This is a genomic window from Nocardia terpenica (assembly GCF_013186535.1).
Taxonomy (GTDB): Bacteria; Actinomycetota; Actinomycetes; order Mycobacteriales; family Mycobacteriaceae; genus Nocardia; species Nocardia terpenica.
Genome location: NZ_JABMCZ010000001.1, coordinates 2,127,843 through 2,154,566 on the forward strand (window position 1 = coordinate 2,127,843; position 26,724 = coordinate 2,154,566).

Below are 26,724 nucleotides of genomic sequence, written 5' to 3' on the forward strand. Positions count from 1 at the left end.
ACCCATCCCCGAGCGAGGAGTGTGCAGATGCCCGACGTGGCAACCGATCCCGACGCGATCCTGGCCCGGCTCACCGACGTGGCCACGCCCTACGCGGTGCGCGCCGCGGTCACCCTCGGCGTGCCGGAGCTGCTCGCCGACGGCCCGGCGTCGCTGGGCGAGCTGGCGGCGGCCACCGGCGTCGACGCCGACACGCTGGGCCGACTGCTGCGGTACCTGGTGGCGCACGGCCTGTTCGGCGAGCCCGAACCGCAGCGCTACGCCCTCACCGACGTCTCGCGCGGCCTGATCGGCGAGGCGGGCGCCGCGCGGCGCGCCTGGATGGACCTGTCCGGCCCCGGTGCGCGCATGGACGCCGCCTACGGCGGCCTGGCGCACGCGCTGCGCACCGGCGGCGACGGCTACAGCGCGGTGCACGGCCGCCCGCTGTGGGAGGACCTGGCCGACAAACCGCGGCTGCGTGCCGAATTCGACACCCTCATGGGCACCGACACCGCCACCGTGGCGCACCTGGTGGCCACCGAGTACGACTGGACCGGCATCGAGCACGTGATCGACGTCGGCGGCGGCGCGGGCATCCTGCTCACCGAGATCCTGCGTGCCCGGCCGAGCATGCGCGGCACGGTCGTGGATCTGCCGCGCGCGGTCGACACCGCGCGGCAGCGGTTCGCCGCCGCCGGGCTCGGCGCCCGCGCCGACGCGATCGGCGGCAGCTTCTTCGAGCCGCTGCCCGCCGGCGCCGACGCCTACATCGTGTCCCGCGTGCTGACCGATTGGAACGACCAAGCGGCGCACGACATTCTGCGCAACTGCGTGGCGGCCGCCCGGCCCGGCGGCCGGGTGCTGATCGTGGAGGTGCTGCCCGACGACAGCGTGCTCGCCCCCGATTCGCCCTACGACCTACAGATGCTCGCCGTGGTCGGCGGGCGGCTGCGCGACGCCGACCAGTTCACCGCCCTCGCCGCCCGCGCCGGTGCGACGGTGGCCGGGGTGCGGCGCTGGGACGGCGGGCTCACCGTCATCGACTGCCGCCCGCGCTGAGCTATCCGGAACACTGCGTGCACGGCAGGATCACCGGGCTCGGCGCCCCGATGAACCCGGTCGGGCGGCGCATCGCGGCCGATGCGTCGGAATCCGGTCTGCTGCGGGCGAATACCCGCACCAGATCGTGGAAGCGGTAGCGCCCGGGCGCCGGGCTGTCCAGCATGCCGCGATCGACCAGGGCGTCGCACAGGCGCACCGCCTCGCCCGGATCGCAGCCGAGCGCGGCCGCGACCGCCGCCACGGTCGCGTCCGGGCGGTCCAGCCGGGCCAGCGTCCGAAACGCGTGCGCCAGTTCGGGATCCAGCTGGTCGTAGGCCGATTGGAAGGCGCTCTCCAGCGAGGTGTCGCGAAACCGGAACTGCTGCAGGCCGTCCCGCTCGGCGCCCAGCCGGTCGGCCTCGTCGGCGATCATCCAGCCCGGCCGGGTCACCAGGCGCGCGGCGATGATCCGGATCGCCAGCGGCAGGCCGCCGCACAGGACGACGACGCGGCGCACCGCCTGCGGTTCCGCGGCCGGGCGGGCGTCGGCGACGATCCGGGTGAACAGCTCGGCGGCCTCGGCGGGCTCCATCGGCGCCAGCCGCACCCGCCGCGCCACCGGCAGCGCCGTCATCGGCGTGCGGGCCGTGACCAGCACCGCGCATCCGGCCGACGCGGGCAGCAGCGGCGTCACCTGTTCGGTGCAGATGGCGTTGTCGAGCAGCACCAGCAGGCGTTTGCCGCGGGCGACGGTCCGAAACAGGGCCGACCGCTCCGCGCCGCCCGCCGGGATCTCGGCCTCGGCGACACCCAGGGCGCGCAGGAAACCCGCCAGCACCTCGGCCACATCGGGCGGCCCGTCGGCGGGCCGCAGATCGACGTACAGGCGGCCGTCGGGAAACCGGTCCTGCACCCGATGCCCGACATGCACCGCCAGCGCCGTCTTGCCCACCCCGCCCATGCCGGTGAGGGCCACCACCGAGACCGCGCGGCCCGGGGCGAGCGCCGCGGTCACCTGCGCGAGTTCGGCGGTGCGGCCGGTGAAGTCGATGGTGTCCGGCGGCAACTGCGACGGCACCGGCCGCGCCGGAGCCGACACCGCGGCCGGGGCGAGGGCGCCACCGCCCACCGTCTCGCCGCTCAGGATGTGTTGGTGCAGTTCGGTCATGGCGGGACTGGGCTCCAAACCCATGGTGTCGATGAACCAGTCGCGCGCGGCCCGGTAGACCTCGAGGGCGTCGATGCGCCGCCCGGCCCGAAACAGCGCCGTCATCAACAGGATTCGCCACTGCTCGGACTGCGGCTCGGCATGCACCAGGGCCTCCAGCTGCGCGATCGCCGCCTCGTGATTGCCCTGATCGATGGAGATCTCGATGGCCCAGCGGCGCAGCGTCTCTCGCGAGCGATGCAGCCGCGCCCGCTCACCCGCCGCCCACGGCCCCGGAACCCCGGACAGCGCCTCCCCGCGCCATAATCGCAGCCCGGCGCGGATGCTGTCGGCGGCCAGATCCAGCCGCCCGGACGCGCGGGCGGCCTCGGCGGAGACCAGGAATCGCTCCACCGCGGCGGCGTCGATCTCCAGCGTCGCGTCGAACCGGTAGCCGCCGCCCGCCCAGCGCAGCGCGTCCTGCCTGCACCCGTGATGGCGGAGCATCGTTCGCAGCGACGACATGTAGTTGCGCAGCGCGCTCAGCGCGGACGGCGGACTGCCCTCGCCCCAGATGCCGCCGATGAGATCGGCGATCGGGACGGTGCGGCCGCTGTTGGCCGCCATCATGGCGAACACCGCCTGCTGCTTGGGCTGATGCAGGCCGTCCAGCCGCACGCGATCGACCAGCACCTCCAACGGACCGAGCAGCCCCAGCCGAACCAGTGACATATAACCTCCCGGATCGAAAACTGGTGCACCAGAAGGCTTCTGGATCATCAGACTCCCCCGGGTGTGGATAGTCAGTATGTCAAACGATCTCTGTCCGGGATGGTCCTCGGCATAAATTTTGGGTAATACCCTGATAATCCGGTCACGGCAGCGGCAGGCCGTCGATGGCGTCGCGCAGGCAGGCGGCCAGATCGTCGACCGCGTCGGTGATCAGGCCGGGCAGCCGGGCCAGCAGCACCCGCCGGGTCACCGGCGCGCCCTCGACGACGCGCACCACCCGCACCGTATCCGGGACCAGCGCCAGCAGGTACGGGGGCAGCGTGGTGACCCCGTACCCGGCGGCGACCAGCGACAGCTTCGACAGCCAATCCCGGGTCTGATGGCCGATGATCGGGCGCTGGGGGAGCGCGGGCCAGACGCCGATGCCGTGCTCGCCGGTGGTGTGCGGGCCGGAGACCCAGGTCGCGGTCTGCAGGTCGTCGAGGCCGACGGTGCCGTCGCGGCCCAGGCGGCTGTCGGCGGGCACGGCCACCAGCAGTTCGCCCTCGAGCAGCACGTCCAGTTCCAGCGGCGGGTCCTGGTCGTCGGGCGCCGGGTAGGGCGGGCGCGCGGAGATCACGGCCAGGTCCAGGGTGCCCGCGCGCAGGCTGCGGGTGAGCGCGGCGGTCGAACCCTCCCGGGTGACGACGTCGACGTCCGGGCGGCGGCGGCGCATCAGCGTCAGGGTCTCCGGCAGCACCGCCGCGCCGATGCTGGTGAACACCCCGACACGCACCGTGCCGCCGCCGGGTTCGATGCCGTGCAGGGCGCGCTCGGCCCGGTCCAGATCGTCGAGCGCGGCCGAGGCGTGCCGCAGCAGCGTGGCCCCGGCCGCGGTGAGGGTCGCCCCGCCGCTGCGCCGCTCGAACAGCGGCGTGCCCGCCGCGTGTTCGAGCACGGCCATCTGCCGCGACACCGCCGACTGGGTATAGCCGAGCGCTCCCGCGGCGGCGGTGAACGACCCCAGCTCCGCAATCGCCCGCAGCACCCGCAGCGCGGTCGAGGACCACTCCATGGCGAAACAACATACCCGGCAGTCGAATCCGTCGTTCCGCAAGAGATTGATCGCGAACAATCCGGAGCGGCCCACCTATTATCCAGGCGTGCTACCACCCGTTGTCCCGGCGTGCTTTTGGCCGGGACCACCCGCCCGCAGTGTCAGCGGACCGCGGCCGCGAGCGGGACCTGCTGGCGCCGAGCGAGATTGCGCTCCAGCAGCTCCAGCGACATGCTCACGCCGACGCTGGTGTCGGTGACCACCGGCAGGCGGCCGTCGTTGGCGCGCAGCGCCAGCAGGGCGTCGGTGATGGCGGTGTGGGCGGCGAACAGGCACGGCGTGGAGTAGATCGCGACGTTCACCCCCAGCTCACCGAGTTCGGTCAGCGACAGCCGCGGCGACAGGCCGCCCGCGATCTGGTTGAACAGCAGCGGCTTGTCGCCGACGACGCCGCGCACCTTGCGAATCCACTCGACGCTGCGCACCCCGTCCACCAGCAGCACGTCCGCGTCGGTGTCGGCCAGGGCGGCGGCGCGGTAGAGGATCTCCGACTCCTCGGTGGCATCGGTGCGCGCCACGACCACCAGATCCGACCGGGTGTCGAGCACCATGGTCAGCTTCTCCCGGTACTCCTCGAAGGGCAGGATCTGCTTGCCCGCGACGTGCCCGCAGCGGCGCGGCCGCTTCTGGTCCTCCAGGATCACCCCGGACGCGCCGATGCGTTCCAGATTCGCCACCACCTGGCAGGCGACCTCGGGATCGACATAGCCGTCGTCGATGTCGACCAGCAGATGCTGGCGCGGGAACGCCAGGCGCAGCCGCGCGACGAAGTCGACCATATCGGGCCAGGCGATGAATCCGATGTCGGGCAGGCCGTAGTAGGAGGCGGCGAATCCGAAGCCGGACACGAACATTCCATTGTAGTGTTGCGCCGCCAGCGACGCCGAGTACATGTCGAAGATGCCGATGAGGGCGGTGACGTCGTCGCTGTGGATCTCGGTGCGAAGCGCAGTCCCGTGGTTCATGTGATACCCCCTGAGTTCTACAATGACGAGGATGCGATTTCCGTTGTGCCGCATCTCGTATCGAGCCTACGGGCGGGTGGGTTCATGGTCGGTTAGCGAAAGGTAAAAGCTGCGCTAACCTTTCCGTGGCGATGTGCGCCGAATGTGGTGGGAGACAGTCGCATCGGAGCTCACATGTATTCCAGCCGGTAGCCGCGGCGGCGCACGGTGGTGATGGCCAGCGGATCCTCGCCGTGCTCGGCCAGTTTGCGGCGCAGCGTGGACACGTGCACGTCCAGGGTCTTCGACGAGCCGAACCAGTTCTCGTCCCAGACCGTGCTCATCAGGGTGTCGCGGCTCACCACCTGACCGGAGTTCTCGATCAGCAGCTGCAACACGTCGAACTCCTTGGGCCGCAACGACAATTCCTGCTCGCCGACCCACGCGCGGCGGGCGTGCGGATCCACCCGCAACCGGCCCGCGGACAGCGGCGGCTCGCAGGCGCCGACGCCCTGCCGCCGCAGGTGCGCCCGCAGCCGGGCGAACAGCTCGGTGAGCCGGAACGGCTTGGTCAGATAGTCGTCCGCGCCCGCGTCCAGCGCCACCACCACCTCGAATTCCTGTGTGCGGGCGGTGAGTACGACGATGACGGTGGCGGGCAACGCCGACCGCAGCGACCGGCACAGCCCCACCCCGTCGCGGTCGGGCAGGCCCAGGTCGAGCAGCACTAGGTCGGGCCTGCTACGGGCCGCGGCCATTTCGGCCGCGGCGGCGGTCTGCACCCACTCCACCGTGTAACCGTGCCCGACCAGGGCCGCATGCAATTCGACGCCGATATCCGGGTCGTCCTCCACGATCAATAAACGCATCGAGCACACCGCCAATCCGCTAGGTGTATCGGTCTGTCGCGCAATGCCTTCGGCGCACCTCGACGGGGCGCCCGTGTACGGTCAGATTATGCCCGAGTACCCGCAGTTACGGGAAACCTAGTGCTATGCAGGGGATTTCGCTCCGAGCGCTGATTCGTGGTTCGATCGTCTCGGTCACCGCGTTCGCGGTGCTGATGTTCGCCGTCCCGCTGGCCGTCGCGGTGCAGCGAATGAACCACACCGAGGCGATCACCGAACTGCAGCGCGACGCGGTCGTGGTGGCCGCGGCCGTGCCCTACGCCGCCGACCGGGCGGGGGTCGAGCTGCCGTCCGGCCTGCCCGACAACCGCATCATCGGAATCTACAGCGTGACCGGGGAATTGATCCGCGAGCGCGGCCCGTCGTCCTCGCCGCTGGCCGCCGCGGCCGCCGACGGCCGCACGCACGCCGCGGTCGAGGACACCGACCTCGCGGTGTCGGCGCCGGTATCGTCGGACCGGGCGGTCACCGTGCGGGTCGCCATGCCGCATTCGATCGTCGTCGCCCGCACCGGCCGGGCCTGGACGACGCTGGCGCTGCTGGGCATCTCGGTGATCGCCGTCGCCGCGCTGCTGGCCGGATATCAGGGCGGCCGGATCGCCCGACCGCTGGAGCGGCTGACCGGCTCGGCGCGGGCGCTGGGCGGCGGCGATTTCGGCATCCGCGCCGGCCGGTCGCGGATCGCGGAGGCCGACGCCCTCGGAGAAGCGCTGGAGGCCACCGCGACCCGGCTGGGCAGGCTGCTCGAGCGGGAACGCGCCTTCAGCACCCAGGTGTCGCATCAGCTGCGGACGCCGCTGACCGCGCTGCTGCTGGGCCTGGAGTCCGCGCTGTCGCGGCCGGACGCGGACCTGCGGACGGCCGCGTCGACCGCGCTGCGCCGCGGCCAGCACCTCGGCGCCACGATCGAGGATCTGCTGCGCCTGGCCCGCGACACCGACGACGCCGACGGCCCGCCGCTGGCGGTCCGCGATTTGCTCGACTCGGTCGCCGAGCACTGGCGCGGCGCGTTCACCGAGCGCGGCCGGACCCTCGAAATCCGGTGCGGCACCGAACTTCCCCGGGTGCGGGCCTCGGCCACCGCCGTCCGCCACGTGGTGGAGATCCTGGTCGACAACGCGCTCGTGCACGGCGCGGGCCCCACCCTCGTCGCCGCCTACGCCGTGGGCGAGGACCTGTTCGTGGAGGTCTCCGATCGCGGTCCCGGCCTGCCCGACCCCGATCTGATCTTCACGCCGCGCTCCGCCGACGACACCCACGGCCTCGGCCTGGCGCTGGCCCGCTCGCTCGCCGAATCCCAGGGCGGGCTGCTCGCGCTGCGCCAGCCCGTGCCGCCGACGTTCTGCCTGATGCTGCCGGGAGGGTGACCGCTAGGCTGGTGTCGCCATGGCACTCAACGCGACCCTGCACACCTTCGCCCTCGAACTGGCCGACCTCGACCGGAACGTCTACCGGGAGCTGGACCTGCGGGTCGCGCGGCACCCGTCGGAGACCGACGAATTCATGCTGACCCGGCTTTTGGCCTACTGCCTCGAATTCACCGACGGCATCGCGTTCAGCGACGGCGGCGTGTCCTCCGCCGACGAGCCCGCCGTGCTGGTGCGCGACCTCACCGGCCGCATCACCGCCTGGATCGAGGTCGGCGCGCCCGACGCCGACCGCGTGCACCGCGGCAGTAAACTGGCCGACCGGGTCGCCGTCTACACCCATCGCGACCCCGCCAAGGTGCTGGCGTCGTTGCGCGGCAAGCGCATTCACCGCGCCGACACCATCCCGCTGTACAGCATCGACCGCGCCGCGATCGATACCGCCGTCGCCGCCCTCGGCCGCCGCAACACCGTCACGCTCTCGGTCACCGAACGCCAGCTCTACCTGGATATCAACGGCACCGTGGTGAGCACCCCGGTCCAGGAGCATCGGCTCGACTGACCGGCCGCGGTCACCGGGCGATGATCACCGGGGTGACCGGCCTGTCGAACTCGATGTGATGGCCCTGCAACCACATCAGCGACTCCCCGCCATCCTGGGCGGCGCGGCGGAACACGAACGGCAGCAGGAGATCTCGCACCACCCGGGCGAGCGGGCCCGCGGCCTTCGCCTGCGCCCCGCGCGCCCCGTGCGCGACGATCCGCTCCACGCGCTCGCGGCGCAGGTCCTCGAAGGTGGCGAAGGCGTTGGGAACGGTATGGCAGTCGCGCAGGCACTGCGCGAGCACGACCGCGTCCTCGAGCGCCATGGCCGCGCCCTGCCCGGCCGAAGGCGCGGTGGCGTGCGCCGCGTCGCCGATGACGATCATGTTCCGGTCGTTGTGCCAGTGCCGCACCACCGGCATATCGTAGGTGGCCCAGCCGACCATCGGCCCCGGCGCGGCATCGATGATCGCCGCGGCCGGGCCCGCGTCCCCGGCCGTCAGTTCGTGCAGCCACAGCCGCCATTCGGTATCGCTCATCCCGGACAGCACGCCCCGCTCGGGTTCGCGCGGCATCGGCGGATTGGCGAACCAGACGGTGCCGCCGTCCGGCGTCGGCATCCACGCGAAGAAGCAGCGGGTGCCGAACTGCATGCGAAACTCCTCGGCGGGCACGTCGACCGGGAAACCGGGCAGGTAGCCGCCGACATTGAGCACCGGCACGTAGCGCGGCGGGGGAGCGTCCGGATCGATCAGCGAGCGCACCGGGGAGTGGATGCCGTCGCAGCCGATCAGCAGGTCGCCGGTCTCGGTGGTGCCGTCGCCGAAGCGGGCCTCGACGCCGTCGGCCGTGCTGCGGGTGTCGACGAGTTCCTTGCCGTAGCGCACCTGCGCGCCGCGCTCGCGGGCCTGCGCGCCGAGCGCCGCGTACAGGGCGGCGCGCGGCATCATCAGCGAGGTGCGGCCGTCGGGGCGGGTCGCGGCCATCGGGACGCGGCCCAGGGATCTGCCCCTGCCGTTGACGAAACCCATGGTGTCGACCGGGAATCCGAGCTTCTCGATCGGACCGGCCGCGTCGATGGCCGCCAGCGCGTCCATGCCGTTGGCCTGGAAGTTCAGCCAGGAGCCGCGCTGATCCGCGCCCGCCTCGTCGCGCTCGAAGACGAGGGAGTCGATGCCGACGCGTTGCAGCGCCATCGCCAGTGTCGGCCCGGCCACCCCGGCCCCGATGATCAATGCCTTGGTCATCTGCGCACTCCTCGATTCGACCGAACGAAGGACCGACGACGAGCGATTATGTGCGCAGACTATCGTCTCGCGGGTTCACCGTGGCTCTGCCGCGCCGCCGTCCGCCAGTGCCCGGCCGATGATCCGCACCCCGTCGGGGAAGGCCCCCGGGTTCGGGCCGGAGTAGTTGAGTCGCAGGTAGGGGGCGGTGGGCTCGGCGGGAAACCATTCCGAGCCCGGGGCGATCATCACCCCGGCGGCCTCGCAGTCGCGGACGAGCCGGGGCAGATCCGTGGTGTCGGGCAGGCGGATCCACAGGTTCAGGCCGCCGTGCGGCACCGCCTCCAGATGCATGGCGCCCTGTTCGCGCACCGCCGCCACCAGCAGGTCGCGGCGGGCGGCCAGCTGCTGGCGCAGGGCGCGCAGATGGGTGCGCCAGCCGGGCTGGGTGACGACGTCGAGCGCGACGGCCTGCAAAATGCCGCTGGCATACATGGATTGGGCCTGGGTGTCGGCGAGGATGCGTTCGCGGGCCGGGCCGCGGGCGATGATCGCGGCAATGCGCACGGCCGGGGACACGCTCTTGGTCAGCGACCGCAGATACACGACGTGACCGTTGTCGTCGCGGGCGGCCAGCGGCGTCGATTCCGCGGTGATCCCCAGATCGTGCGCCCAGTCGTCCTCCACCAGGAACGCCCCGAACCGGCGCGCGACCTCGAGCACCCGGTCGGCGGTGGCCGAAGACCAGTGCGCGCCCGTGGGATTGGCGAAGTTCGGCTGCACGTAGCAGGCGCGCGCCCCGGTGCGCTCGAAGGCGCGGGCCAGCTCGTCCGGGTCCGGGCCGTGGCTGCCACTGGGGACGGGCACCAGCTGAACACCCGCCTGCGCGGCGGCCAGGATGGCGCCCCAGTAGGTGGGCGACTCGATCAGCAGCGGGCGGCCCGCGCCGACCAGCGCGCGGAACGCGGTACTGAGCCCGCTCTGACTGCCCGGCAGCACCACCACATCGCTCGGCGTCGGCGGTACCACCCCGACCGGGGCGGCCGCGCCCAGCTCGGTCGCGAACCAGGCCTGCAATTCCGGCAGGCCCGCCGCCGGGGGCCTGCCGACGGCCGCCCCGGTGCGGGCGGCGCGCCCGAACGCGGCGCGAACCAGACGCTCCGGCAGCAACTCTCGGTCCGGATAGCCCCCGTGCAGCGCGATCGCATCGTTGGGCGCGGTGCGTAATGCGGTGGGCAGCGGCGGAATTCGATGATCTGGGGAGCCGAGGGCGGCGGTCTGCCAGCCGTAGTCGTGCGGTCTCGCGACCCGGACCGCGCGCACGAAAGTGCCGACACCGGACCGGCTTTCGACCATGCCCTGCGCGCTGAGTGTCCGCAGCGCCTTCTGCACCGTGACCGGGCTCGCCCCGTACCGCGCCACCAGCGCCCGCGTCGACGGCAGCTGCGCACCCGGCGGGGCCGTCGCCATCCACTCGCGGAGCTCCGCCACGATTCGCGAGCTGCTATCGTTGGACATGACAGTGAACAGTAGCGCTACTCTTCTCGAATCTCCAGTGCTATCGCCGGGGCGTGCCGGTCTCGGGTGGGGGTTGCTCGGCGTCGCGGCCTTCTCCTTCACCGTGCCGTGCACCCGGGTCGCCGTGTCCGACGGCGGATTGTCGCCGCTGTTCACCGGTTCCGGGCGCGCGGTCATCGCGGCGGCGCTGGCGGTGGTGGCGCTCGCGGTCACCCGACAGCGCCCGCCGCGGGGCAGGCAGTGGGCCCGGGTGGCCGTCGTCGCCGGTGGGGTGGTCGTCGGCTTTCCCGTGCTGACCTCCTTCGCCCTCACCACCGCCCCCGCCGGGCACAGCGCGGTGGTGATCGCCCTGCTGCCCGCCGCGACCGCGGTGCTGGCGGTGCTGCGCGGACACGAGCGTCCCCCGGCCGCGTTCTGGGTGATGTCGGCGGTCGGGGCCGTCGCCGCCGTCGCGTTCGCCGCCGTGCCGGGCGGCGGGCTCGCCGGACTCGACTGGTCGGACCTGCTGCTGTTCGGCGCCGTCCTCGCCGCCGCGATCGGTTACGCCGAGGGCGGGCTGCTGTCCCGCGAACTCGGTGCCTGGCAGACGATTTCGTGGGCGCTGGTGCTGTCGGCCCCGCTCATGATCGCGCTCACGGGCATCTCCCTCGCCCAGCATCCCCCGGCCGCCACCCCCACCCAGTGGGCCGCGTTCGCCTACCTGGGCGCGGTGAGCATGTACCTCGGCTTCTTCGCCTGGTACCGCGGCCTCGCCATCGGCCCCATGGCCCAGGTCAGCCAGGTCCAACTGGTCCAGCCGGTCCTCACCATCGCCGAGGCCGCCCTCCTCCTCCACGAACCCCTCACCTGGCCCACCATCCTCGGCGGCCTCGCCGTCATCGCCTGCGCCGCAACCGCCGTCCGCACCCGCCTCGGCCGAACCGCAAGCGCGGGAAGGAAATAGCCCGCACCCACCTGAGGGGACTGCCGTGCTCAGGCCGTCGGTGACGGCAGCGGAGCGTTGTCGGGGAAGCGGCCCCGGTGCATGACGGCGGTCGGCTCGTAATTTCGGTTCAGCACAACGAGGTCGGCGCGGAGGCCGGGGCGTAGGGTGCCGACGTCGGGGAGGCCGATGGCGCGGGCCGGTGTGGTCGCGGTCATGCGGACGGCGGCGAGCAGGGCCGCGTCGGGGTCGGGGCCGGCGCTGTCGACGGCGGCGCGGAACAGTTGGGCCATGGTGGCGGTGCTGCCCGCGATCGTCGAGGTCCCCGAGACGTGCGCGACGCCGCAGCAGACCGTCACATCGACCGGGCCGAGCCGATAGTGGCCGTCGGGTGTGCCCGCGGCGGCCATGGCGTCGGTGACCAGTGCGATCCGGTCGGCGCCCACGGTGTGCACCAGATGCCGGTGCAGCGCCGGATGGATGTGGACGCCGTCGCCGATCAGTTCGACGGTCACCCGGGGATCCTCCAGCAGCGCCACGATCGGCCCCGGCTCCCGGTGATGCAGCGGCCGCATCGCATTGAACACGTGCGTGCCGACGGTGGCGCCCGCGTCGATCGCGGCCCGCGCCTGCTCGTAGCCGGCGTCGGTATGCCCCATGGCCACCACGACATTCGCCGCCACCAGCCGCTCGATCGCGCGCATCGCGCCGGGCAGCTCGGGCGCGAGGGTGACCATCCGCACCGTGCCGCGCCCGGCCGCGAGCACCGCCTCGATCTCGGCGAGATCGGGCTCGCGCAGCAGCTCCGGGGCGTGCGCGCCGCGGCGGGCCGGGCTCAGCCACGGCCCCTCCAGATGAATCCCCGCCAGCGTGCCCGCCTCGACCTCGTCCGCGAGCACCGCGACGGTGCGCAGCAGCTCGTCCGGCGCGGTGGTCACCACGCTGGCCATGGTCGAGGTGGTGCCGTGCCGCCGGTGAAATTCCGTCGCGTCCGCGATATCCGCGGCGGTGGCGTCGGAATACGAACCGCCCCCGCCGCCGTGCACGTGCATGTCGACGAACCCGGGCACCACGATGTGCTCGGGCAGCTCGATATCGGGCCGCCGGGGCGCAATCCCGGTGCCGCAGGCCAGGATTCGACCGCCCGACAGCTCCAGCCAGCCCGGCCGCGCGATCCGTCCGTCGAGCACGACCGTGCCCGCGCCGATGAGCGTCACAGCGTCTCGGTCACCTTCTTCAGCCCCCGCGGCCGATCCGGGTCGCCGCCGCGGGCGATCGCCAGGTGCAGCGCGAGCTGTTGCAGCGGAAGGATTTCCAGCAGCGGCGACAGCGGCTCGGGCACCCCGATCGGCAGGGCCACCCCACCGGTCAGGCCCGAGATCGCCTCGGCCGCACCGATACCCACCACATCGGCGCGCAGCTCGGCCAGCCGCGCCAGCACCGGCCGCATGGCCCGCCCGCCCGCGCCCTCCGGCACGATCGCCAGCACCGGCACCGACGGATCGATCGTCGCCAGCGGCCCGTGCAGCAGGTCCGCGCCCGAAAACGCCTGTGCGGACAGGTACGAGGTCTCCATCAGCTTCAGCGCCGCCTCGCGCGCGGTCGGATACGAGTAGCCGCGCGCGGAGGTGATCATGCGCTGCGCGAACCGGTAGCGCCCGGCGATGGCGGCCACGGCCGCATCCGATTCCAGCACCCGGGTGCCCAGGGCCGGGAGCTCGGCGGTGCCGCGACCGTCGCCGCCGCGGGCGTAGTCGAGCATCAGATACAGCGCGAGCAGTTCCGCGGTGTAGGACTTGGTGGCCGCCACCGCGCGCTCGGCGCCCGCCAGAATGTCGACGTGCACCTCCGCGGCCGCCGCCAGCGCGGAGTCCGGATTGTTGGTGAGCGCCACCGTCAGCGCGCCCTGCCGCCGCGCGACCTCCACCGACTGCACCAGATCCGGCGATCCGCCCGACTGGCTCACCGCCACGAACAGCACGTCGCGCAGATCCGGCGCGGTGCCGTACACCGTCATGGTGGACGGGGACACCAGCCCGGCGGGCAGCGCGTGATGAATCTCCACCAGGTACTTGCCGTACAGCGCCGCGTGATCGCTGGTGCCGCGCGCCACGAACAGCACGAAGCGGGGCCGGTAGTCGGCGATCCGCGCGGCGGCCTTGCGGATCGCGTCGGTGCCCTCGCCGAGCAGCCGCTGCCAGGCCGCGGGCTGCTCGGCGATCTCGGCCGCCATCAGCGCGCCGGGTTTGTCCATGTCGGTCATGTCACTCCTAGGGGTAGGTGGCTTGTCCGGGCCGTGCCCACGGCCCGCGGCCCGACAGCCGCTGCGCCAGCCGCAGCGCGCCGTGGACCGGATCGGTATCGAGCACTCGCAGATCGCCGACGCCGCGCGCGGCCAGCGCGCGGCGCAGGTTCTGTTGCAGCAGCGGCTGATTGACCGCGAGCCCGCCGGCCAGGATCACCGGTCCGGCGCACGCCAGCCGGTCGGTGACGGTGCCCACGAGGCCGGTCAGATCGTCGACGACATCGTCGACGATCCCGCGGCACACCGGATCGCCGGACTGGGCCAGGTCGAACACCACGTGCGCGCGGCGGGCCCAGTAGCGGCGGTCGGTGTGATTGTAGAAATGGTCGAGCAGTTGTTCGGTCGAGCGCAGCCCGCACTCGGCGACCAGCGCGCGCCCGAGGGCGTCCTCGGGTTCGCCGCGGTCGACCCGGGCCAGCGCCCGGCACACCGCCTCGCGCGCCACCCAGTAGCCGCTGCCCTGATCGCCCAGCAGATAACCCCAGCCGCCCGCGCGGGCGGTCCGTTCGCCGTGGCGGCCCCAGGCCACCGAGCCGGTCCCGGAGATCAGCGCGACCCCCTCGTCCAGTCCGGCGGCGGACAGGATCAGCTCGCTGTCGTGCACGATGCGAATCACCGCGTCCGGCAGCCGTTCCGCCAGCAGATCCCGCAGCCGGGCGCGGCCCTCCGGCGTGTCCGCGCCCGCGGCCCCGGCGCACACGAACCGCACGCCGTGCCCGCCGACCCGCTCCAGCGCGAGGTCGAGCTGCCGCCCGGCCTCGGCCATCCCGACCGAGGCGATATTGGCGCTCCCGGACCGCGCCTCGGCGACCACGACCCCGTCCTCGGAGCGCACCGCCATCGTCTTGGAGCCGCCGATGTCCAGGCCCAGCGCCGCGTTCACGAGCGCACGTCCTCGTCGGCCGGGGCGGGCCAGCGCGCGCCGTTGTCCCAGTAGTGCCGGATCTCCTCGAGCCTGCGGCCCTTGGTCTCCGGCGCGTACCGGTACACGAAGGCGAACCCGGCCACCGCCAGCAGCCCGAAGACCGCGAATGTGCCCGCGCCGCCGAGGGATTGGAGCATGGTGAGGAACAGGCCCGCCACGATGGCATTGGCGACCAGATCGGAGGTGAGCATCGCGCTCGACCCCATCGACCGCAGCCGCGCCGGGAAGCTCTCGCCCGCATACACCCACACCAGCGAGCCGAACCCGAAGGTGAAGCCGACAGTGAACAGCAGCACGCCGACGAACCCGAGCACCGTCAGCACCCCGCCGAAGTTCGAACCGGTCACAAACACCGCGATGAGCAGGATATTGGCCGCGATCATCATGGCGATGCCGGACAGCAGGATCGGACGGCGGCCGAGCCGGTCCACCAGCACCAGCGCGGCCAGCACTGCCAGCAGCGCCGCCACCTGCACCAGCGCGGGCAGCACGAGCAGCGCGAAATGGCCGTGGAAACCCATGGATTCGAACAGCCGGGGACTGTAGTAGACGATCGCGTTGATGCCGGTGATCTGAATGAAGAAGCCGAGCCCGACCACGAAGACGGTGGCCCGCAGGTACGGCCGCCGCAACATCTCCCGCAGCGCGCCGCCGGACTCCTCGCGCAGGCTCTGCTGGATCTCGGCGAGCTCGGCCTCGGCGTCGGCCTCCGGTTCGACCTGCCGCAGCACCCGCCGGGCCTGCTCGATGCGGCCCTTCATCACGTACCAGCGCGCGGTGTCGGGCAGCCGGAGCAGCAGTACCGTGGTGAACACCGCCGGAATCGCCGCCAGCCCCAGCATCCAGCGCCAGCTGTGCGAACCGGCCAGCAGATACGCCGCCAGATACCCGATGATGATGCCGATCACCGTCGCGACCTGGTACGCCACCAGCAGCGCGCCGCGCACCCGCACCGGCGCGGACTCGGCCACGAACACCGGCACCACGACCACCGAGATCCCGATGGTCAGCCCCAGCGCCAGCCGCGCCACCACCAGCATCGGCAGCGACACCGACAGCGCCCCCAGCACCGCGAAGACCGCGTAGGTCGAGGCGACCAGCACCATCGACTTCTTGCGCCCGATCCGGTTGGCGAGCCAGCCGCCGCCGATCGCGCCCAGGATCTCGCCGATCACCACCACCGTGGTCAGCAGCTCCTGCTGCCGGGTGGTCAGGTCGAACTCGTCGGTGATGAACAGCAGCGCGCCGGCGATATTGGACAGGTCGTAGCCGTAGATCACCCCGACGCTGGCGGCCGCGGCGCCTACCAGCACCCCCAGACGGGACGATGCCCGCAGCTCGTCGACGAACCGCATGTTCTTCGCCTCTCACCGTTGATCAGGAAAAGAATTGGTGTATACCAATTTGCCGAGGACGAGATTGGCATACACCAATTCCCGCGTCAAGCGACAGGGTGGACGGTAGGTTTTACGGCATGGGTAACGTCACCGGGACTGCTCCTGGATCCACGCAGTCCCAACCCCGGTACTACGGCACCAAGCTGGCGCTGCGCGAACTCATCGGCACCATGCAGCCGTCGGCCGCGCTGCCGCCGGAGCGCGTGCTCGCCGAGCGGCTGGGCACCTCGCGGACCACGCTGCGCAAGGCGCTGGCCGAGCTCGCCGCCGAGGGGCTGCTGCGCCGGGTGCAGGGCAGCGGCACCTTCGTCGCGCCGCCGAAGATCGTCCACCTGCAACAGCTGACCTCGCTGACCGACGACATCACCGCGCAGGGCCTGGACATCGGCTCGCGCGTGCTGGCACTGACCAGGGTGCCCGCCGACGACACGGTGGCGGACCAGCTCGACATCACACCCCGGCGGCGGGTGCACCGGCTGGAGCGACTGCGCATGGTCGGCGGCGAACCGCTGGCCCTCGAGGTCGCCTACCTCGCCGACCCGCTGCCCGGCCTCGCCCGCCGCCTGGCCGACAACGGCTCGCTGTACGCGACCCTGCGCGACTGCTACGGCATCGAGATCGCCGCGGTGGAGGACACCGTCGAGACCACCCTCACCACCCCCGAGGAGGCGAGCCTGCTCGACGTCGCGGTCGGCTCGCCCATGCTCCTGGTGCATCGCCGCGCCCGCGACCCGCACGGCCGCCCGATCGAGTGGACGCGATCGGTATACCGGGGCGATCGCTTCCGCTTCGTCGCACACGCGTGAGCCCGTGCACTACGTGCACGGGCTCACGCCGTCGGTTCTCGAATTACCCACGGCTGGCCGGGATCTGGCTTATCCGTGACCGTTGGTCCTCGAATTACCCACGACTGCTGGAGGTCACGGGCCGACCGTGACCTGCTGCGAGGGGTTGGTGGTGTCGGTCAGGGCGAAGGTGGCCGATACCGTGCCGGAGGTGGAGCCGGTGGGGCAGACCGGGTCGCCGGTCACCGAGATCGGTACGGACGCATTGGTGGTGGACACCGTCGAGGGGCTGCCGTTGGTGAATGTGCCTGTGGCCGAGGCGGGCCCGTCCGGGGCGACCACGGTGGTGCACGACGCGATCCCGGTGCCCGTGATCGTCATGCCACCCTGCGGAATGGTCAGGCTGCCCGCGATCGGCGACCCGTTCTGCACCGACACCGCCCAGGTCCCGGAGGTGGTCACGCTGATGTTCAACCCCGGCAGACTGGACGTGCAGCCACTGATCGTCGGTGCCGCGATCTGCACCGACACCGGCCCGCTCGGATTCGAATTGCCCGGCGCCGCAGGCACGGCCCCGCTGGTGGTCACGGTCGTGCAGGTCACCGAGACGGGCCCGGCCGTCGCGGTGATCGGCCCCTGATTGGTGGCCGTGACGGAGTCGCCCGCCGGACTGACCGTGGTCGACCCGGCATCGGCCTGCGCCGACCCGGCGCCGACCGCCATCGCGGCCGTCGCACAACTCACCGCGACCAACGACACCCGAGCGAAGGACAGTTTGCTCAACATTACGCACTCCTCTGAGATTCCCGGAGATTCACACCGGTGAACCGAATGAGCGAAACGACAGTGAAAGGAACTGGACTGTCGATTCAGAAGTTACGGCGCGCCCAGGTACCGCAGCAATACTCGGAACACGAGTTTTTCGCATGTTTCCCCCCACGCCGAACCCGGTGCGCCCCAACGGAAATGGGATATATACTGAAGAGTTCCCAACGCCCCGGAATCATCAATGTTCCCCCCGATTCCACTTCCATCGGGAAGAATCATGGTAAAATGTCAAGAGGACTGCGCACATTCAAGATCCGGCCCTATCCGACCGGTCTTCCTCGGCAAACGCATAACTTCCGTCGAATCTACGAACCCCTGTGCCGCAACGCAACTCGCGCCGCTTTGCACACTCGTCCGCTCGCGACACCTGTGCGCGCATCAATGAAATGCTTGAGCATCCGGGCGCCGCACACCCAATAGATACCCACCCTGATTATTGGATATGCCTTGATACGCAAGGCATCTCGCGCCTACTTCTCGCGCGCCGGAATAGCCCGCACCAGATCGATCCCGCGCCCCAGATTGTCCAGGCGGTCCCGCATCGTATTCCCCGCCGGATACAGCCGGACCGTGTCCACCCCCGTGTCGGACCAGGTTTGCAGGCGGGTGCGGAGCATGGGTTCGGTGCCTATCAGGGTGGTGGCGAGGACCATGTCGTCGGTGACCAGGGCGGTGGCGGCGGCGCGGTCGCCTGCCTGCCAGTGGGTGCGGATGGCGGCGGCCACGTCGGACCAGCCCTGGCGGCTGTAGGCGTCGTTGTAGAAATTGGTGGAGGCCGAGCCCATGCCGCCCAGGGAGAAGGCCAATTCGCGCTTGCGGGTCGCGAGGACCTCGGTGAGTTGGTGTTCGTCGGCGACGATATTGATTTCGGCGCCCTGGCAGACGTCGAGATCGGCGCGGGTGCGGCCCGCGCGGGCCAGGCCGGTGTCCAGGTGGGTGAAGTAGGCGGCGGCGCCCTCGGGAACGAAACTGGTGCCGAGCCAGCCGTCGGCGATCTCGCCGGTGAGCTCCAGCATTTTCGGCGACAGGGCCGCCAGGTAGAGGGGTACCGAGGTCGGCGGCAGGCTCAGCCGCATCGGGCGGCCCTCGCCGCCGGGCAGCGGGATGGCGAACCGGTCGCCGGTGAAGGAGATCTTCCCACCGGTGCAGGCGGCGCGGATGATCTGCACGGTCTCGCGCATGCGGCGCAGCGGGCGGGCGAACGAAACCCCGTGCAGCCCCTCGATGACCTGCGGGCCCGAGGCGCCCAGCCCCAGCAGGAACCGGCCGCCGGACAGGTGCGCCAGCGTCATCGCCGTCTGCGCGATGACCACCGGCGTGCGGGTGCCGAGCTGAATGACGCCGGAACCCAACAGGATTCGCTCCGTCCGGGCCGCCAGATAGCCCAGCGGCGAGGGGGCGTCGGCGCCCCACGCCTCGGCGACCCAGCAGATGTCGAGGCCCAGCCGCTCCGCCTCGACCACGTATTCGGTGAGCTCGCGCCAGTTTCCGGCCGATCCCTCGATCGTCGTCGCGGTGCGCATCAGCGCTCCCGTTCCAGCAGATCCTTGACGGCGGCGAGATTGGCCCGCATCCCGGCCTCGAACTCCCGCAGCCGGACGAACACGATCTTCTGCTCCCGGTCGGGCATGGCGTCGATCGCCAGGCTCAGCCCGGACCGGGCCGGGCCGATCTGCGCCCACTGCCGCAGCACCGTGCCGTCACCGTCCGGCCGCAGGGTGAAACGCCATATGCTGGAAGGGTATTCGGGATCGCCCACGGCCCAGGCGAACCGCTCCGGCGGCGCGCACTCCACGATGGTGCTGATCGTGTCCCAGTCGCCCAGCGCCTCGTGCCGATTGTGCCCGACGAACCGGTTGCCCAGCCGCGATTCCGTTGCGCCGTCGAGCCATTCGACGCCCCGCAACTCGGTGCTGAGCGTCGGCATCAGGTGAATGTCGCTGATGCGGTCCCAGACCCGCCGCGGCGGGGCCGCGATGCGGGTCTCGGCGGCCACGGTCGGGGTGTCCGCGTACACCTGTCCGGTCCACTCCATGGCGTCCGCCTCCGTTTCGCGTCGGTACCTCCATCGTGGCACAGCTGGGCTCAGCGAATCAGCAGCGCTGCCAATTGCGCGAAGGCGACCGCGGCCGTGTTCGGCGCCAGCTGAACACCCTTGACGACCGCGATGATCAGCTCGACGGCCTCGGCGGTGGTCACCCGTGCGGCCCAGGCATTCTCGGCCGCACCGGCGGTGAGCAGCTCGTGCAGCGAACGCCGCCAATTGGTTTCGTGCTCGTCCAGGATCGCCCGGACCGCCGGATCCCGGCGCGCCCGCAGGTCCAGTTCGGCGGTGACGGCGAACACCTCCGGAGCCTCGGCGAACAACCGGACCAGATGAGACAGGTAGGCGCGCAACGTCTCCCCGGCCCCGGCGTGCTCGGGCGGCGTCACCGCCGACCGGCCGATGGCGTAGCGGGCCACCTCGGCGACGATGTGCTGCTTGGTGGGGAAGTGGTGGTGCAGCGTCGAATGATCGATGCCGATGTCCTCGGCGATCTGCCGCAGCCGCAAGCCCTCGAATCCGTTGCGGGCCAGGCGATCGAAAGCCGCCCGGACGATATCCGCCCGCCGGTCACCGCGTTCGGGCACGCTGTACCTCCTGAGTCGTCGAGCCGGTCGGCACTATCCACCAACCAGTTGGTGGAGTAGCCTACCGGATCGTGACCGAGACCAGAACCGCACCGCGGCAATCCCTTCCCGACCGCCGATTCCGCTTCGGTGTGATCGGCGGACCCGACCACACCGGATCGACCTGGCGCGCCCTCGCCCGCCGGGCCGAGGGCCTCGGCTATTCGACGCTCTCGATGCCCGACGGGCTGCACCTGCTCGCGCCGCTGCCCGCCGCCACGGCCGCCGCCGCGGTCACCACCACCCTGCGCGTGGGGACGTTCGTCCTGGCGAGCACCGCGCGCCCGCCGCGGACGGCCGCCTGGGAGGCGCACAGCGTCGTCGAGCTGACCGGCCACCGCTTCGAACTCGGCATCGGCACCGGCAACCCGGTCATGAATCGGGCGGCCGTGGAAGAGATCGGCCTGCCCGCAACCACTCCCGCGCAGCGCCTGGCGCAGGTCGAGCAGACCGTCCGGCACCTGCGCGACCTGGAGACCACCCCCGCGACCCCGGTGATGATCGCCGCCGGTGGCCCCCGCTCGCGCGCCCTGGCGGGTCGGCTCGCCGATATCGTCACCCTCGCCCACCCGCCGCGGGCCACCGCGGCCGATATCGAGCGGATACTCGCCGATATCACCGACGCGGCCGGAAACCGTTGCGCGCGGCTCGAATTGCACATGAACGTGCTCGTCGTCGGCGACACCGTCCCGCCCCGCCTCGCCCCGCTGGTCGGCGACGATATCGCCGCCCTGGCCGCCGCCGGTTCACTGCACCTGTTGCGCGGCACGCCCCGGCGGATGGCCGATGAGATACAGCGCCGCCGCGACCGGTTCGGCTTCTCCTACATCAGCGTCAACGAGCTCTACCTCGATCGGTTCGCCCCCGTCGTCGAACTCCTGAACGGCGCGTGAACCGCAGGGCGCCTGGACCTGGTATATAGGGATGCCTTACCTTATCAATTGTGAATTGGGCCGAAGCCGTGCCGAACCTGCTGATCTGTCTGCGGGAAGGCTTGGAAGCAGGACTTGTCGTCACCATCCTGCTGGCGGCGATCCGGAAGGTGTCGACACCGGAACGACCGGTGTCCGCCGCACCCGTGTGGCTGGGGCTGCTGGGCGCGGTCTCGGTGGCGGCCAGCTTCGCCGCCGTGCTGACCTACTCGACCGCCGTGCTGTCCAGCTCCGCCCAGGAGGCGATCGGCGGCGCGCTGAGCGTGCTGGCCGTCGGGCTGGTCACCGGCATGGTGTTCTGGATGCGCCGCACCGCCGGATCGCTGTCGAAGCAGCTGCGCGGCGAGGTGGCGCGGGCCAGCGCGGTCGGCGCGGGCGCGCTCGCGGTGACCGCGTTCCTGGCGGTCGGGCGCGAGGGCCTGGAATCCACGCTGTTCGTGTGGACCGCGATCAAGGCGGCGGGCTCGACGGTCGCCCCGCTGGTCGGCGCCGCGCTGGGACTGGTGGCCGCGATCGCGCTGTGCTGGTTGCTGTATCGCCAGGCCGTCCGGCTGAACCTGGGCACGTTCTTCAACCGCACCGCGCTGGTGCTGATCGTCATCGCCGCGGGCGTGCTCGCCTACGGCCTGGGTGACCTCCAGGACGCGGGGCTGCTGCCGGGCGCGCAGTGGATCGCCTTCGACCTCTCCGCGCACATCGACCCGAATTCGTGGTGGGTGTCGATCATCACCGGCGTCACCGAGCTGACGCCCAAGATGACGGTCCTTCAGGTCGTCGCGTGGCTGGTCTATCTGGCCGTGGTGATCCCGCTGTTCCTGCGCGCCGGGCGCACCGCGCCCGAGCCCGCCCCGACCCCCGAGCCCGCGGGCGAACCGGGCCCGGACTGGTGGGAGCGGGTGGCCGGGCGGCGGCTGCCGGCGGTGGCCGCGGTGCTGGTGCTGGTGCCCGTGCTGGCCGCGGGCGCGGTGATCGCGCTGCTGCCCTCCGGCCGCTCGGGCGCGGTGGACGCGGTGACGGTGAGCGCGAACTCCTGTGCGCCCGAATGGACCTCGGGCCGGGCCGGGCTGCACACCTTCGCGGTGCAGAACAAGGGCAAGGTGGCCGGGGAAATTCGGGTACTCGACGCGACCGGCGGGATCGTCGGCGAGATCGAGACATTGGGACCGGCCACCACAGCCGACCTGGTCGCGACGCTCGGCAGCGGCGCCTACAGCATGCACTGCCTCATGTCCGGGCAGCCCGAAAAGACCTCGGCCACCGTGCAGATCACCGGGGACGCGCCCGGCGTGGCCCCGGCGTTCAAGCCCGTCACCGCCGACGATCTCACCGCACCCAACGACGCCTACCAGGCGTACGCGGGACAGGCGCTGACCCGGCTGACCGACACGATCACCCGCATCAGGGCCGACCTACAGGCCGGGAACATTGCCGCCGCACAAGCGGATTGGCTTGTCGCACAACAGGATTGGGAGCGCGTCGGCGCGTCCTACAACAGCTTCGGCAGCGCGGGCACCGCGGTCGCCGGGCTGCCCGACGGCCTGCCCGGCGGCGTCGCCGACCCGAACTTCACCGGCCTGCGCCGACTGGAATACGGGCTGTGGCACGGTCAGCGGCCCGACGAGCTGATTCCCGTGGTGGACCGGCTCGGCGCCGATATCGCCGCCGTGCGCGCGAACCTGAGCAGCCCCGACCTCGCCGGGGACCCCACCAAGCTCTCGGTGCGCGCCCACGAGATCCTGGAAGACGCGCTGCGCGACCATCTTTCGGGCATGGACGACCAGGGCGGCGGCGCGGCCTACCCGCTCACCCTCGCCGATGTGGAGGTGACCCGCGCGGTCCTGGACATGCTGGGCCCGCTGCTCGACGAGCGGGCGCCGCAGCTGCGCGCCACCCTCACCGCCCGCCTGGACACCCTGCGCACCGCGGTGCTCGCCACCCGAGACGCGGGCCGCTGGCGGCCGATCGGGCAGACGCCGCACCCGCAGCGCCAGGCGGTGCTCGCCGCCATCGGCGATGCGCTCGAGCAGCTCGCGCAGGTGCCGCGGCTGCTGGAAGTGCCCGCCGCCCACTGACTCTCGTCCCACACACGTAAGGCTTCAGCATGAACGTCAGCCGCCGCCGATTCTTCTCCGGTGCCGCCGCCGGGGCGGCGGGCACCGCCCTGACCGCCGGTCTGCTCGCCGAGGGCGCGCGGGTGGACGCGGACGCCGCCTCCGATCGGCCCGCCGCGGCCGCGCGGTACCCGTTCCACGGCACGCACCAGTCCGGCATCCTCACCCCCGGTCCCGCGGCCAAGCAGAACGCCGCCTGCTTCGCCGCCTTCGACGTCACCGCCGCGGGCCGGGCCGGATTGACCGAGCTGATGAAGACCCTCACCGGCCGCGCCCGCGCCCTGACCGCCGGTGGTCCCGCGCCCGATGCGGGGCTGAGCCAGCCGCCCGCCGACAGCGCCGTGCTGGGCCCGGACATTCCGGCCGACGGCCTCACCGTCACCGTCGGCGTGGGGGCGAGCCTGTTCGACGACCGTTTCGGCCTCGCCGCGGCCAAGCCCGCCCACCTCACCCCGATGCGCACCTTCCCCAACGACTCCTTCGAACCGGCGTGGCTGCACGGCGATCTGCTGATCCAGTTCTGCGCCCACCACCACGACACCGTCCACCACGCCATTCGCGACATCACCCGCAAGACCCGCGGCGCGCTCCAATTGCGCTGGAAGATCGACGGTTACAACTCCCCGGCGCGCCCCTCGGGCACGGGCCGCAACCTGCTGGGCTTCAAGGACGGCACCGCCAACCCCACCGGCGCCGACGCCGAATCGCTGATCTGGGTGGACGATCCGGCCGAACCCGCCTGGACCCACGGCGGCACCTACCAGGTGGTGCGGGTGATCCGCATGCTGGTGGAGTTCTGGGACCGGGTCTCGATCGACGAGCAGCAGAACATGTTCGGCCGCCGCCGGGATTCGGGCGCACCGCTGGACGGCAACAACGAATTCGACGTGCCCGACTACGCCGCCGATCCGAAGGGCTCGGTCATTCCGCTGGATTCCCATATGCGGCTTGCCAATCCGCGCACCCCGGACACCGATCGGCAGCGGTTGATCCGCCGTTCCTACAACTACGATCTGGGTGTGGAGCCGAACGGAAACCTGGCCGCCGGGCACATCTTCGCCTGCTACCAGCAGGATGTGCAGCGCCAGTTCGAGGCCGTCCAGACCCGCCTCATCGACGAACCGCTCACCGACTACGTCCAGCCCTTCGGCGGCGGCTATTTCTTCGTCCTGCCCGGCGTGACCGACGAAAAGGATTGGTACGCAAGGGCCTTGCTGAGCTGACCCAATCCCGCCGGGCGGGACGCCCGCCGCGCATCCGGAGCCTTGCGTCATCCGGGAACGTTAATTAGATTAACGTTCACAGGAATTCGCCGACGGGAGGAGTCGGAATGACCATGGACGTGATCGTGGTCGGCGGTGGCCCCGTGGGATTGATGACGGCGGCGCTGCTGGACGCCGCCGGAGTGCGCGTCGAGGTGTACGAGCGAAATGCCGAGCCGGACCGCGAATCCCGCGCGACCACCGTGCATCCGCGCACCCTCGAGGTGCTCACCATGCTGGAGCTGAACGGCCGTCGGCTCAGCGATATCCTGGTGGCGCAGGGGAGTCGGGTACCGCACGCGCATTTCGCCATGCTGCCCGAGCGGCTCGACTACCGCGGCCTGGACACCCCGTTCCCGTTCGTGCTGATGATCCCGCAGTGGCGCACCGAGCAGGTGCTGGCCGAATACCTACGCGCACGGTCGATTCCGGTGCACCGCGGCGCGGAGGTGACCGAGGTCGCGCAGTCCGCCGACGGCGTGCGCGTCCGCGTCGGCGGCGCGGAGCACACGGCGCGCTACCTGGTCGGCGCGGACGGCGCACACAGCCTGGTGCGCAAGGCATCCGGCATCGAGTTCGTCGGCACCGCCCCGACCATGGTCGGTTTCGTCGCCGACGTGCGCTTGACCGAACCGGTGACGGCCGCGCGGTACTTCTGGCGCGACACCGCCGGGCACGCCGCGGTGGTTCCGTTGTCCGACGGCATCTTCCGGGTGTTCGGTATCGAGGCCGCCGACGCCGGGCTGTCCGCCGAACGGGCCAGGGCACGGCAGGCCGAGCCGTTCACCCTCGCCGAACTGCGCGCGGCCCTGATTCGCATCTGCGGCAGCGACTTCGGCCTGGCCGACGCGCAGTGGCAGTCGCGCAGCAGCAACAGCAGTCGGCACGCCGCGCGCTACCGCGAGGGCCGGATCCTGCTCGTCGGCGACGCCGCGCACGTGCACCTGCCCGCGGGCGGTCAGGGCCTGAACGTGGGCTTGCAGGACGCCACCAATCTGGCCTGGAAGCTCGCCGCCGAGATCCACGGCTGGGCGCCGGATCGGTTGCGCACCGGCGACAGTGGATACGACGGCGAGCGCCGCCCGATCGCCGAGCGACTGCTCGCCAACACGCTGGCGCAGGACGCGCTGATGCACACCTTCACCCCGGCCGGAGCCGCCCTGCGCGACATGGTCAACGGATTCATCGCCCGCCGCGGCGAGGTCGCCGCGGACCTGGCGGCCTGGCTGTCGGGCCTGGGCGTCGGCTATCCGCGCCCCGACGGAGCGCACCCGCTGGTGGGAACGAAGGCGCCGGATACGGCGCTCGCCGAGGGCACGCTGCTGCGCGCGCTGCGCCCGGATCGCTTCCTGCTCCTGGACTTCACCGGCGCGCTCACCGGCCTCGGCTCCGCGCGGGTCGCGGTGGTCACCGCCCAGCGGCCCGCCGGATGGGATGCCGTGTGCGCCGCGCTGATTCGGCCGGACGGACACGTCGCGCACGCCGCCGAAACGACCGACGGGCTCGCCGCGGAGATCGCCGCCTGGACCGTACCCGACGCCCACCTCGCCCCCGTCGCATGAGCGCGGCCCGGCCGGAGCCACCGGACTACGTGGACGAGATGATGGCGGTCCTGGTCGGCCGCGGCGCCGACCGGGCGGCGGAGGCCAAGGCGCTCGCCTACCGCATCCGCCGCCTGGCGCACCGGCTCGAGACCGAGATCAAGCGCGAACTCGCCCCGCTCGGCATCGACCTGTGCGAACTGGAGCTGCTGGCCTGCCTGATCCGCACCGAGCCCGACCACCGCCTCAGCGCGGGACAACTGGTCGCCGACCTGCAACTCACCTCGGGCGCGGTCACCAACCGGGTCCGCCAACTGGAGCAAAAGGGCTGGGTCACCAGGGATTTCGACCCATCCGACCGCCGCTCGGTGCTGGTCACACTGACCCCCGCGGGCGAGAAACGCGCCATGGAGGTCTTCGCGGTAAAAACCGACACGGAACACGCTGTCCTGTCCGCCCTCTCCCCGCCCACCCAGCGCCGAATCAACAACGACCTCCGCACCGTCCTACTCTCCCTGGAGAATCCTTAGCGTTCTTTCTCG

General features: G+C 71.6%; 24 protein-coding genes. 10 read left to right on the forward strand and 14 right to left on the reverse strand.

The annotated features are described in order from the left end of the window. Positions 1 to 27 precede the first annotated feature (27 nt). Entirely contained in the window at positions 28 to 1,041 is a 1,014-nt protein-coding gene (locus HPY32_RS09845; protein WP_067596043.1) for a methyltransferase, read from the forward strand. Between the two features lies 1 nt (position 1,042). Here HPY32_RS09845 and HPY32_RS09850 read toward each other — a convergent pair whose 3' ends face one another. From HPY32_RS09850 to HPY32_RS09865, 4 genes are all read right to left on the reverse strand, one after another. Next, positions 1,043 to 2,902 (reverse strand): AfsR/SARP family transcriptional regulator, encoded by a 1,860-nt coding sequence (locus tag HPY32_RS09850; RefSeq protein ID WP_067591004.1) that lies wholly within the window; start codon positions 2,900 to 2,902, stop codon positions 1,043 to 1,045. Between the two features lie 142 nt (positions 2,903 to 3,044). Further along, positions 3,045 to 3,956: a LysR family transcriptional regulator gene (locus HPY32_RS09855; RefSeq protein ID WP_067591001.1), complete on the reverse strand. Its 912-nt coding sequence runs from the start codon at positions 3,954 to 3,956 to the stop codon at positions 3,045 to 3,047. A gap of 143 nt (positions 3,957 to 4,099) precedes the next feature. Next, on the reverse strand, positions 4,100 to 4,963 hold the full coding sequence (locus tag HPY32_RS09860; RefSeq protein WP_067590998.1) for an isocitrate lyase/PEP mutase family protein: 864 nt from the start codon (positions 4,961 to 4,963) through the stop codon (positions 4,100 to 4,102). A 170-nt stretch (positions 4,964 to 5,133) separates the two neighbouring features. Then, on the reverse strand, positions 5,134 to 5,811 hold the full coding sequence (locus HPY32_RS09865) for a response regulator transcription factor (protein ID WP_067590995.1): 678 nt from the start codon (positions 5,809 to 5,811) through the stop codon (positions 5,134 to 5,136). 125 nt (positions 5,812 to 5,936) lie between these two features. Here HPY32_RS09865 and HPY32_RS09870 point away from each other — a divergent pair, with 125 nt between their 5' ends. Then, positions 5,937 to 7,217, forward strand: coding sequence for a sensor histidine kinase (locus HPY32_RS09870; RefSeq protein WP_082871576.1), 1,281 nt, complete (start codon positions 5,937 to 5,939; stop codon positions 7,215 to 7,217). 19 nt (positions 7,218 to 7,236) lie between these two features. Then, positions 7,237 to 7,779, forward strand: coding sequence for a YaeQ family protein (locus HPY32_RS09875; RefSeq protein ID WP_067590992.1), 543 nt, complete (start codon positions 7,237 to 7,239; stop codon positions 7,777 to 7,779). A gap of 10 nt (positions 7,780 to 7,789) precedes the next feature. Here the strand turns inward: HPY32_RS09875 and HPY32_RS09880 are convergent, their stop codons facing one another. Beyond that, positions 7,790 to 9,007: an FAD-dependent oxidoreductase gene (locus HPY32_RS09880; protein ID WP_067590989.1), complete on the reverse strand. Its 1,218-nt coding sequence runs from the start codon at positions 9,005 to 9,007 to the stop codon at positions 7,790 to 7,792. Between the two features lie 75 nt (positions 9,008 to 9,082). Beyond that, entirely contained in the window at positions 9,083 to 10,504 is a 1,422-nt protein-coding gene (locus HPY32_RS09885) for an aminotransferase-like domain-containing protein (RefSeq protein ID WP_171982769.1), read from the reverse strand. On the opposite strand from HPY32_RS09885, the gene HPY32_RS09890 reads away from it, so the two are divergent. After that, entirely contained in the window at positions 10,503 to 11,447 is a 945-nt protein-coding gene (locus HPY32_RS09890; protein WP_067596041.1) for a DMT family transporter, read from the forward strand. The genes HPY32_RS09885 and HPY32_RS09890 overlap by 2 nt on opposite strands. A 29-nt stretch (positions 11,448 to 11,476) precedes the next feature. On the opposite strand, the gene nagA is transcribed toward HPY32_RS09890, so the two are convergent. From nagA to HPY32_RS09910, 4 genes are read right to left on the reverse strand one after another with little or no spacing between them, the layout of a single operon-like run. After that, positions 11,477 to 12,643 carry an N-acetylglucosamine-6-phosphate deacetylase gene (gene nagA, locus HPY32_RS09895; protein WP_067590986.1) on the reverse strand — a complete coding sequence of 389 codons (1,167 nt, stop codon included), beginning with the start codon at positions 12,641 to 12,643 and terminating at the stop codon, positions 11,477 to 11,479. Then, the gene (locus HPY32_RS09900) at positions 12,640 to 13,659 is read right to left on the reverse strand and encodes an SIS domain-containing protein (protein WP_197696644.1); all 1,020 of its coding nucleotides are present in this window, start codon (positions 13,657 to 13,659) and stop codon (positions 12,640 to 12,642) included. The genes nagA and HPY32_RS09900 overlap by 4 nt, the downstream gene beginning before the upstream one ends. A 37-nt stretch (positions 13,660 to 13,696) precedes the next feature. Further along, positions 13,697 to 14,614: an N-acetylglucosamine kinase gene (locus HPY32_RS09905; protein WP_082871575.1), complete on the reverse strand. Its 918-nt coding sequence runs from the start codon at positions 14,612 to 14,614 to the stop codon at positions 13,697 to 13,699. After that, entirely contained in the window at positions 14,611 to 16,011 is a 1,401-nt protein-coding gene (locus HPY32_RS09910; protein WP_067590980.1) for a sugar porter family MFS transporter, read from the reverse strand. Before HPY32_RS09910 ends, HPY32_RS09905 begins: the two co-directional genes overlap by 4 nt. Positions 16,012 to 16,130: 119 nt before the next feature. Between HPY32_RS09910 and HPY32_RS09915 the strand changes: the two genes are divergently transcribed. Then, positions 16,131 to 16,859, forward strand: a complete 729-nt coding sequence (locus HPY32_RS09915) for a GntR family transcriptional regulator (protein ID WP_067590977.1) — start codon at positions 16,131 to 16,133, stop codon at positions 16,857 to 16,859. A gap of 114 nt (positions 16,860 to 16,973) precedes the next feature. Here the strand turns inward: HPY32_RS09915 and HPY32_RS09920 are convergent, their stop codons facing one another. The 4 genes from HPY32_RS09920 to HPY32_RS09935 all read right to left on the reverse strand — a co-directional run bounded on the left by HPY32_RS09920 (position 16,974) and on the right by HPY32_RS09935 (position 20,297). Next, positions 16,974 to 17,624: a hypothetical protein gene (locus HPY32_RS09920; RefSeq protein ID WP_067590974.1), complete on the reverse strand. Its 651-nt coding sequence runs from the start codon at positions 17,622 to 17,624 to the stop codon at positions 16,974 to 16,976. 512 nt (positions 17,625 to 18,136) lie between these two features. Further along, positions 18,137 to 19,189 (reverse strand): LLM class flavin-dependent oxidoreductase, encoded by a 1,053-nt coding sequence (locus tag HPY32_RS09925; RefSeq protein ID WP_171982770.1) that lies wholly within the window; start codon positions 19,187 to 19,189, stop codon positions 18,137 to 18,139. Then, on the reverse strand, positions 19,189 to 19,701 hold the full coding sequence (locus tag HPY32_RS09930) for an SRPBCC family protein (protein WP_067590971.1): 513 nt from the start codon (positions 19,699 to 19,701) through the stop codon (positions 19,189 to 19,191). Before HPY32_RS09930 ends, HPY32_RS09925 begins: the two co-directional genes overlap by 1 nt. A gap of 50 nt (positions 19,702 to 19,751) precedes the next feature. Further along, positions 19,752 to 20,297, reverse strand: a complete 546-nt coding sequence (locus HPY32_RS09935; RefSeq protein WP_067590968.1) for a TetR/AcrR family transcriptional regulator — start codon at positions 20,295 to 20,297, stop codon at positions 19,752 to 19,754. Positions 20,298 to 20,368: 71 nt separating this feature from the next. Between HPY32_RS09935 and HPY32_RS09940 the strand changes: the two genes are divergently transcribed. From HPY32_RS09940 to HPY32_RS09960, 5 genes are all read left to right on the forward strand, one after another. Continuing rightward, positions 20,369 to 21,229 (forward strand): LLM class flavin-dependent oxidoreductase, encoded by an 861-nt coding sequence (locus HPY32_RS09940; RefSeq protein WP_067590965.1) that lies wholly within the window; start codon positions 20,369 to 20,371, stop codon positions 21,227 to 21,229. 50 nt (positions 21,230 to 21,279) lie between these two features. Further along, positions 21,280 to 23,340, forward strand: coding sequence for an iron uptake transporter permease EfeU (gene efeU, locus HPY32_RS09945; protein ID WP_067590962.1), 2,061 nt, complete (start codon positions 21,280 to 21,282; stop codon positions 23,338 to 23,340). A 29-nt stretch (positions 23,341 to 23,369) separates the two neighbouring features. Continuing rightward, entirely contained in the window at positions 23,370 to 24,602 is a 1,233-nt protein-coding gene (gene efeB / locus HPY32_RS09950) for an iron uptake transporter deferrochelatase/peroxidase subunit (protein ID WP_067590959.1), read from the forward strand. Positions 24,603 to 24,709: 107 nt separating this feature from the next. Beyond that, positions 24,710 to 26,203 carry an FAD-dependent monooxygenase gene (locus HPY32_RS09955; RefSeq protein ID WP_067590956.1) on the forward strand — a complete coding sequence of 498 codons (1,494 nt, stop codon included), beginning with the start codon at positions 24,710 to 24,712 and terminating at the stop codon, positions 26,201 to 26,203. After that, positions 26,200 to 26,712 carry a MarR family winged helix-turn-helix transcriptional regulator gene (locus HPY32_RS09960; RefSeq protein WP_067590952.1) on the forward strand — a complete coding sequence of 171 codons (513 nt, stop codon included), beginning with the start codon at positions 26,200 to 26,202 and terminating at the stop codon, positions 26,710 to 26,712. The genes HPY32_RS09955 and HPY32_RS09960 overlap by 4 nt, the downstream gene beginning before the upstream one ends. Positions 26,713 to 26,724: the final 12 nt, after the last annotated feature.

Excerpts from the sequence above, each read along its gene's own strand:
- HPY32_RS09915 (WP_067590977.1), top strand. The coding sequence starts at position 16,131 with ATGGGTAACGTCACCGGGACTGCTCCTGGATCCACGCAGTCCCAACCC.
- HPY32_RS09900 (WP_197696644.1), bottom strand. The coding sequence starts at position 13,659 with ATGGCGGCCGAGATCGCCGAGCAGCCCGCGGCCTGGCAGCGGCTGCTC.
- HPY32_RS09850 (WP_067591004.1), bottom strand. The coding sequence starts at position 2,902 with ATGTCACTGGTTCGGCTGGGGCTGCTCGGTCCGTTGGAGGTGCTGGTC.
- HPY32_RS09930 (WP_067590971.1), bottom strand. The coding sequence starts at position 19,701 with ATGGAGTGGACCGGACAGGTGTACGCGGACACCCCGACCGTGGCCGCC.
- HPY32_RS09880 (WP_067590989.1), bottom strand. The coding sequence starts at position 9,007 with ATGACCAAGGCATTGATCATCGGGGCCGGGGTGGCCGGGCCGACACTG.
- HPY32_RS09885 (WP_171982769.1), bottom strand. The coding sequence starts at position 10,504 with ATGTCCAACGATAGCAGCTCGCGAATCGTGGCGGAGCTCCGCGAGTGG.
- HPY32_RS09870 (WP_082871576.1), top strand. The coding sequence starts at position 5,937 with ATGCAGGGGATTTCGCTCCGAGCGCTGATTCGTGGTTCGATCGTCTCG.
- HPY32_RS09955 (WP_067590956.1), top strand. The coding sequence starts at position 24,710 with ATGACCATGGACGTGATCGTGGTCGGCGGTGGCCCCGTGGGATTGATG.
- HPY32_RS09920 (WP_067590974.1), bottom strand. The coding sequence starts at position 17,624 with ATGTTGAGCAAACTGTCCTTCGCTCGGGTGTCGTTGGTCGCGGTGAGT.
- HPY32_RS09860 (WP_067590998.1), bottom strand. The coding sequence starts at position 4,963 with ATGAACCACGGGACTGCGCTTCGCACCGAGATCCACAGCGACGACGTC.
- HPY32_RS09865 (WP_067590995.1), bottom strand. The coding sequence starts at position 5,811 with ATGCGTTTATTGATCGTGGAGGACGACCCGGATATCGGCGTCGAATTG.
- HPY32_RS09960 (WP_067590952.1), top strand. The coding sequence starts at position 26,200 with ATGAGCGCGGCCCGGCCGGAGCCACCGGACTACGTGGACGAGATGATG.
- HPY32_RS09845 (WP_067596043.1), top strand. The coding sequence starts at position 28 with ATGCCCGACGTGGCAACCGATCCCGACGCGATCCTGGCCCGGCTCACC.
- HPY32_RS09875 (WP_067590992.1), top strand. The coding sequence starts at position 7,237 with ATGGCACTCAACGCGACCCTGCACACCTTCGCCCTCGAACTGGCCGAC.
- HPY32_RS09910 (WP_067590980.1), bottom strand. The coding sequence starts at position 16,011 with ATGCGGTTCGTCGACGAGCTGCGGGCATCGTCCCGTCTGGGGGTGCTG.
- HPY32_RS09925 (WP_171982770.1), bottom strand. The coding sequence starts at position 19,189 with ATGCGCACCGCGACGACGATCGAGGGATCGGCCGGAAACTGGCGCGAG.
- efeB (WP_067590959.1), top strand. The coding sequence starts at position 23,370 with ATGAACGTCAGCCGCCGCCGATTCTTCTCCGGTGCCGCCGCCGGGGCG.
- HPY32_RS09855 (WP_067591001.1), bottom strand. The coding sequence starts at position 3,956 with ATGGAGTGGTCCTCGACCGCGCTGCGGGTGCTGCGGGCGATTGCGGAG.
- HPY32_RS09890 (WP_067596041.1), top strand. The coding sequence starts at position 10,503 with ATGACAGTGAACAGTAGCGCTACTCTTCTCGAATCTCCAGTGCTATCG.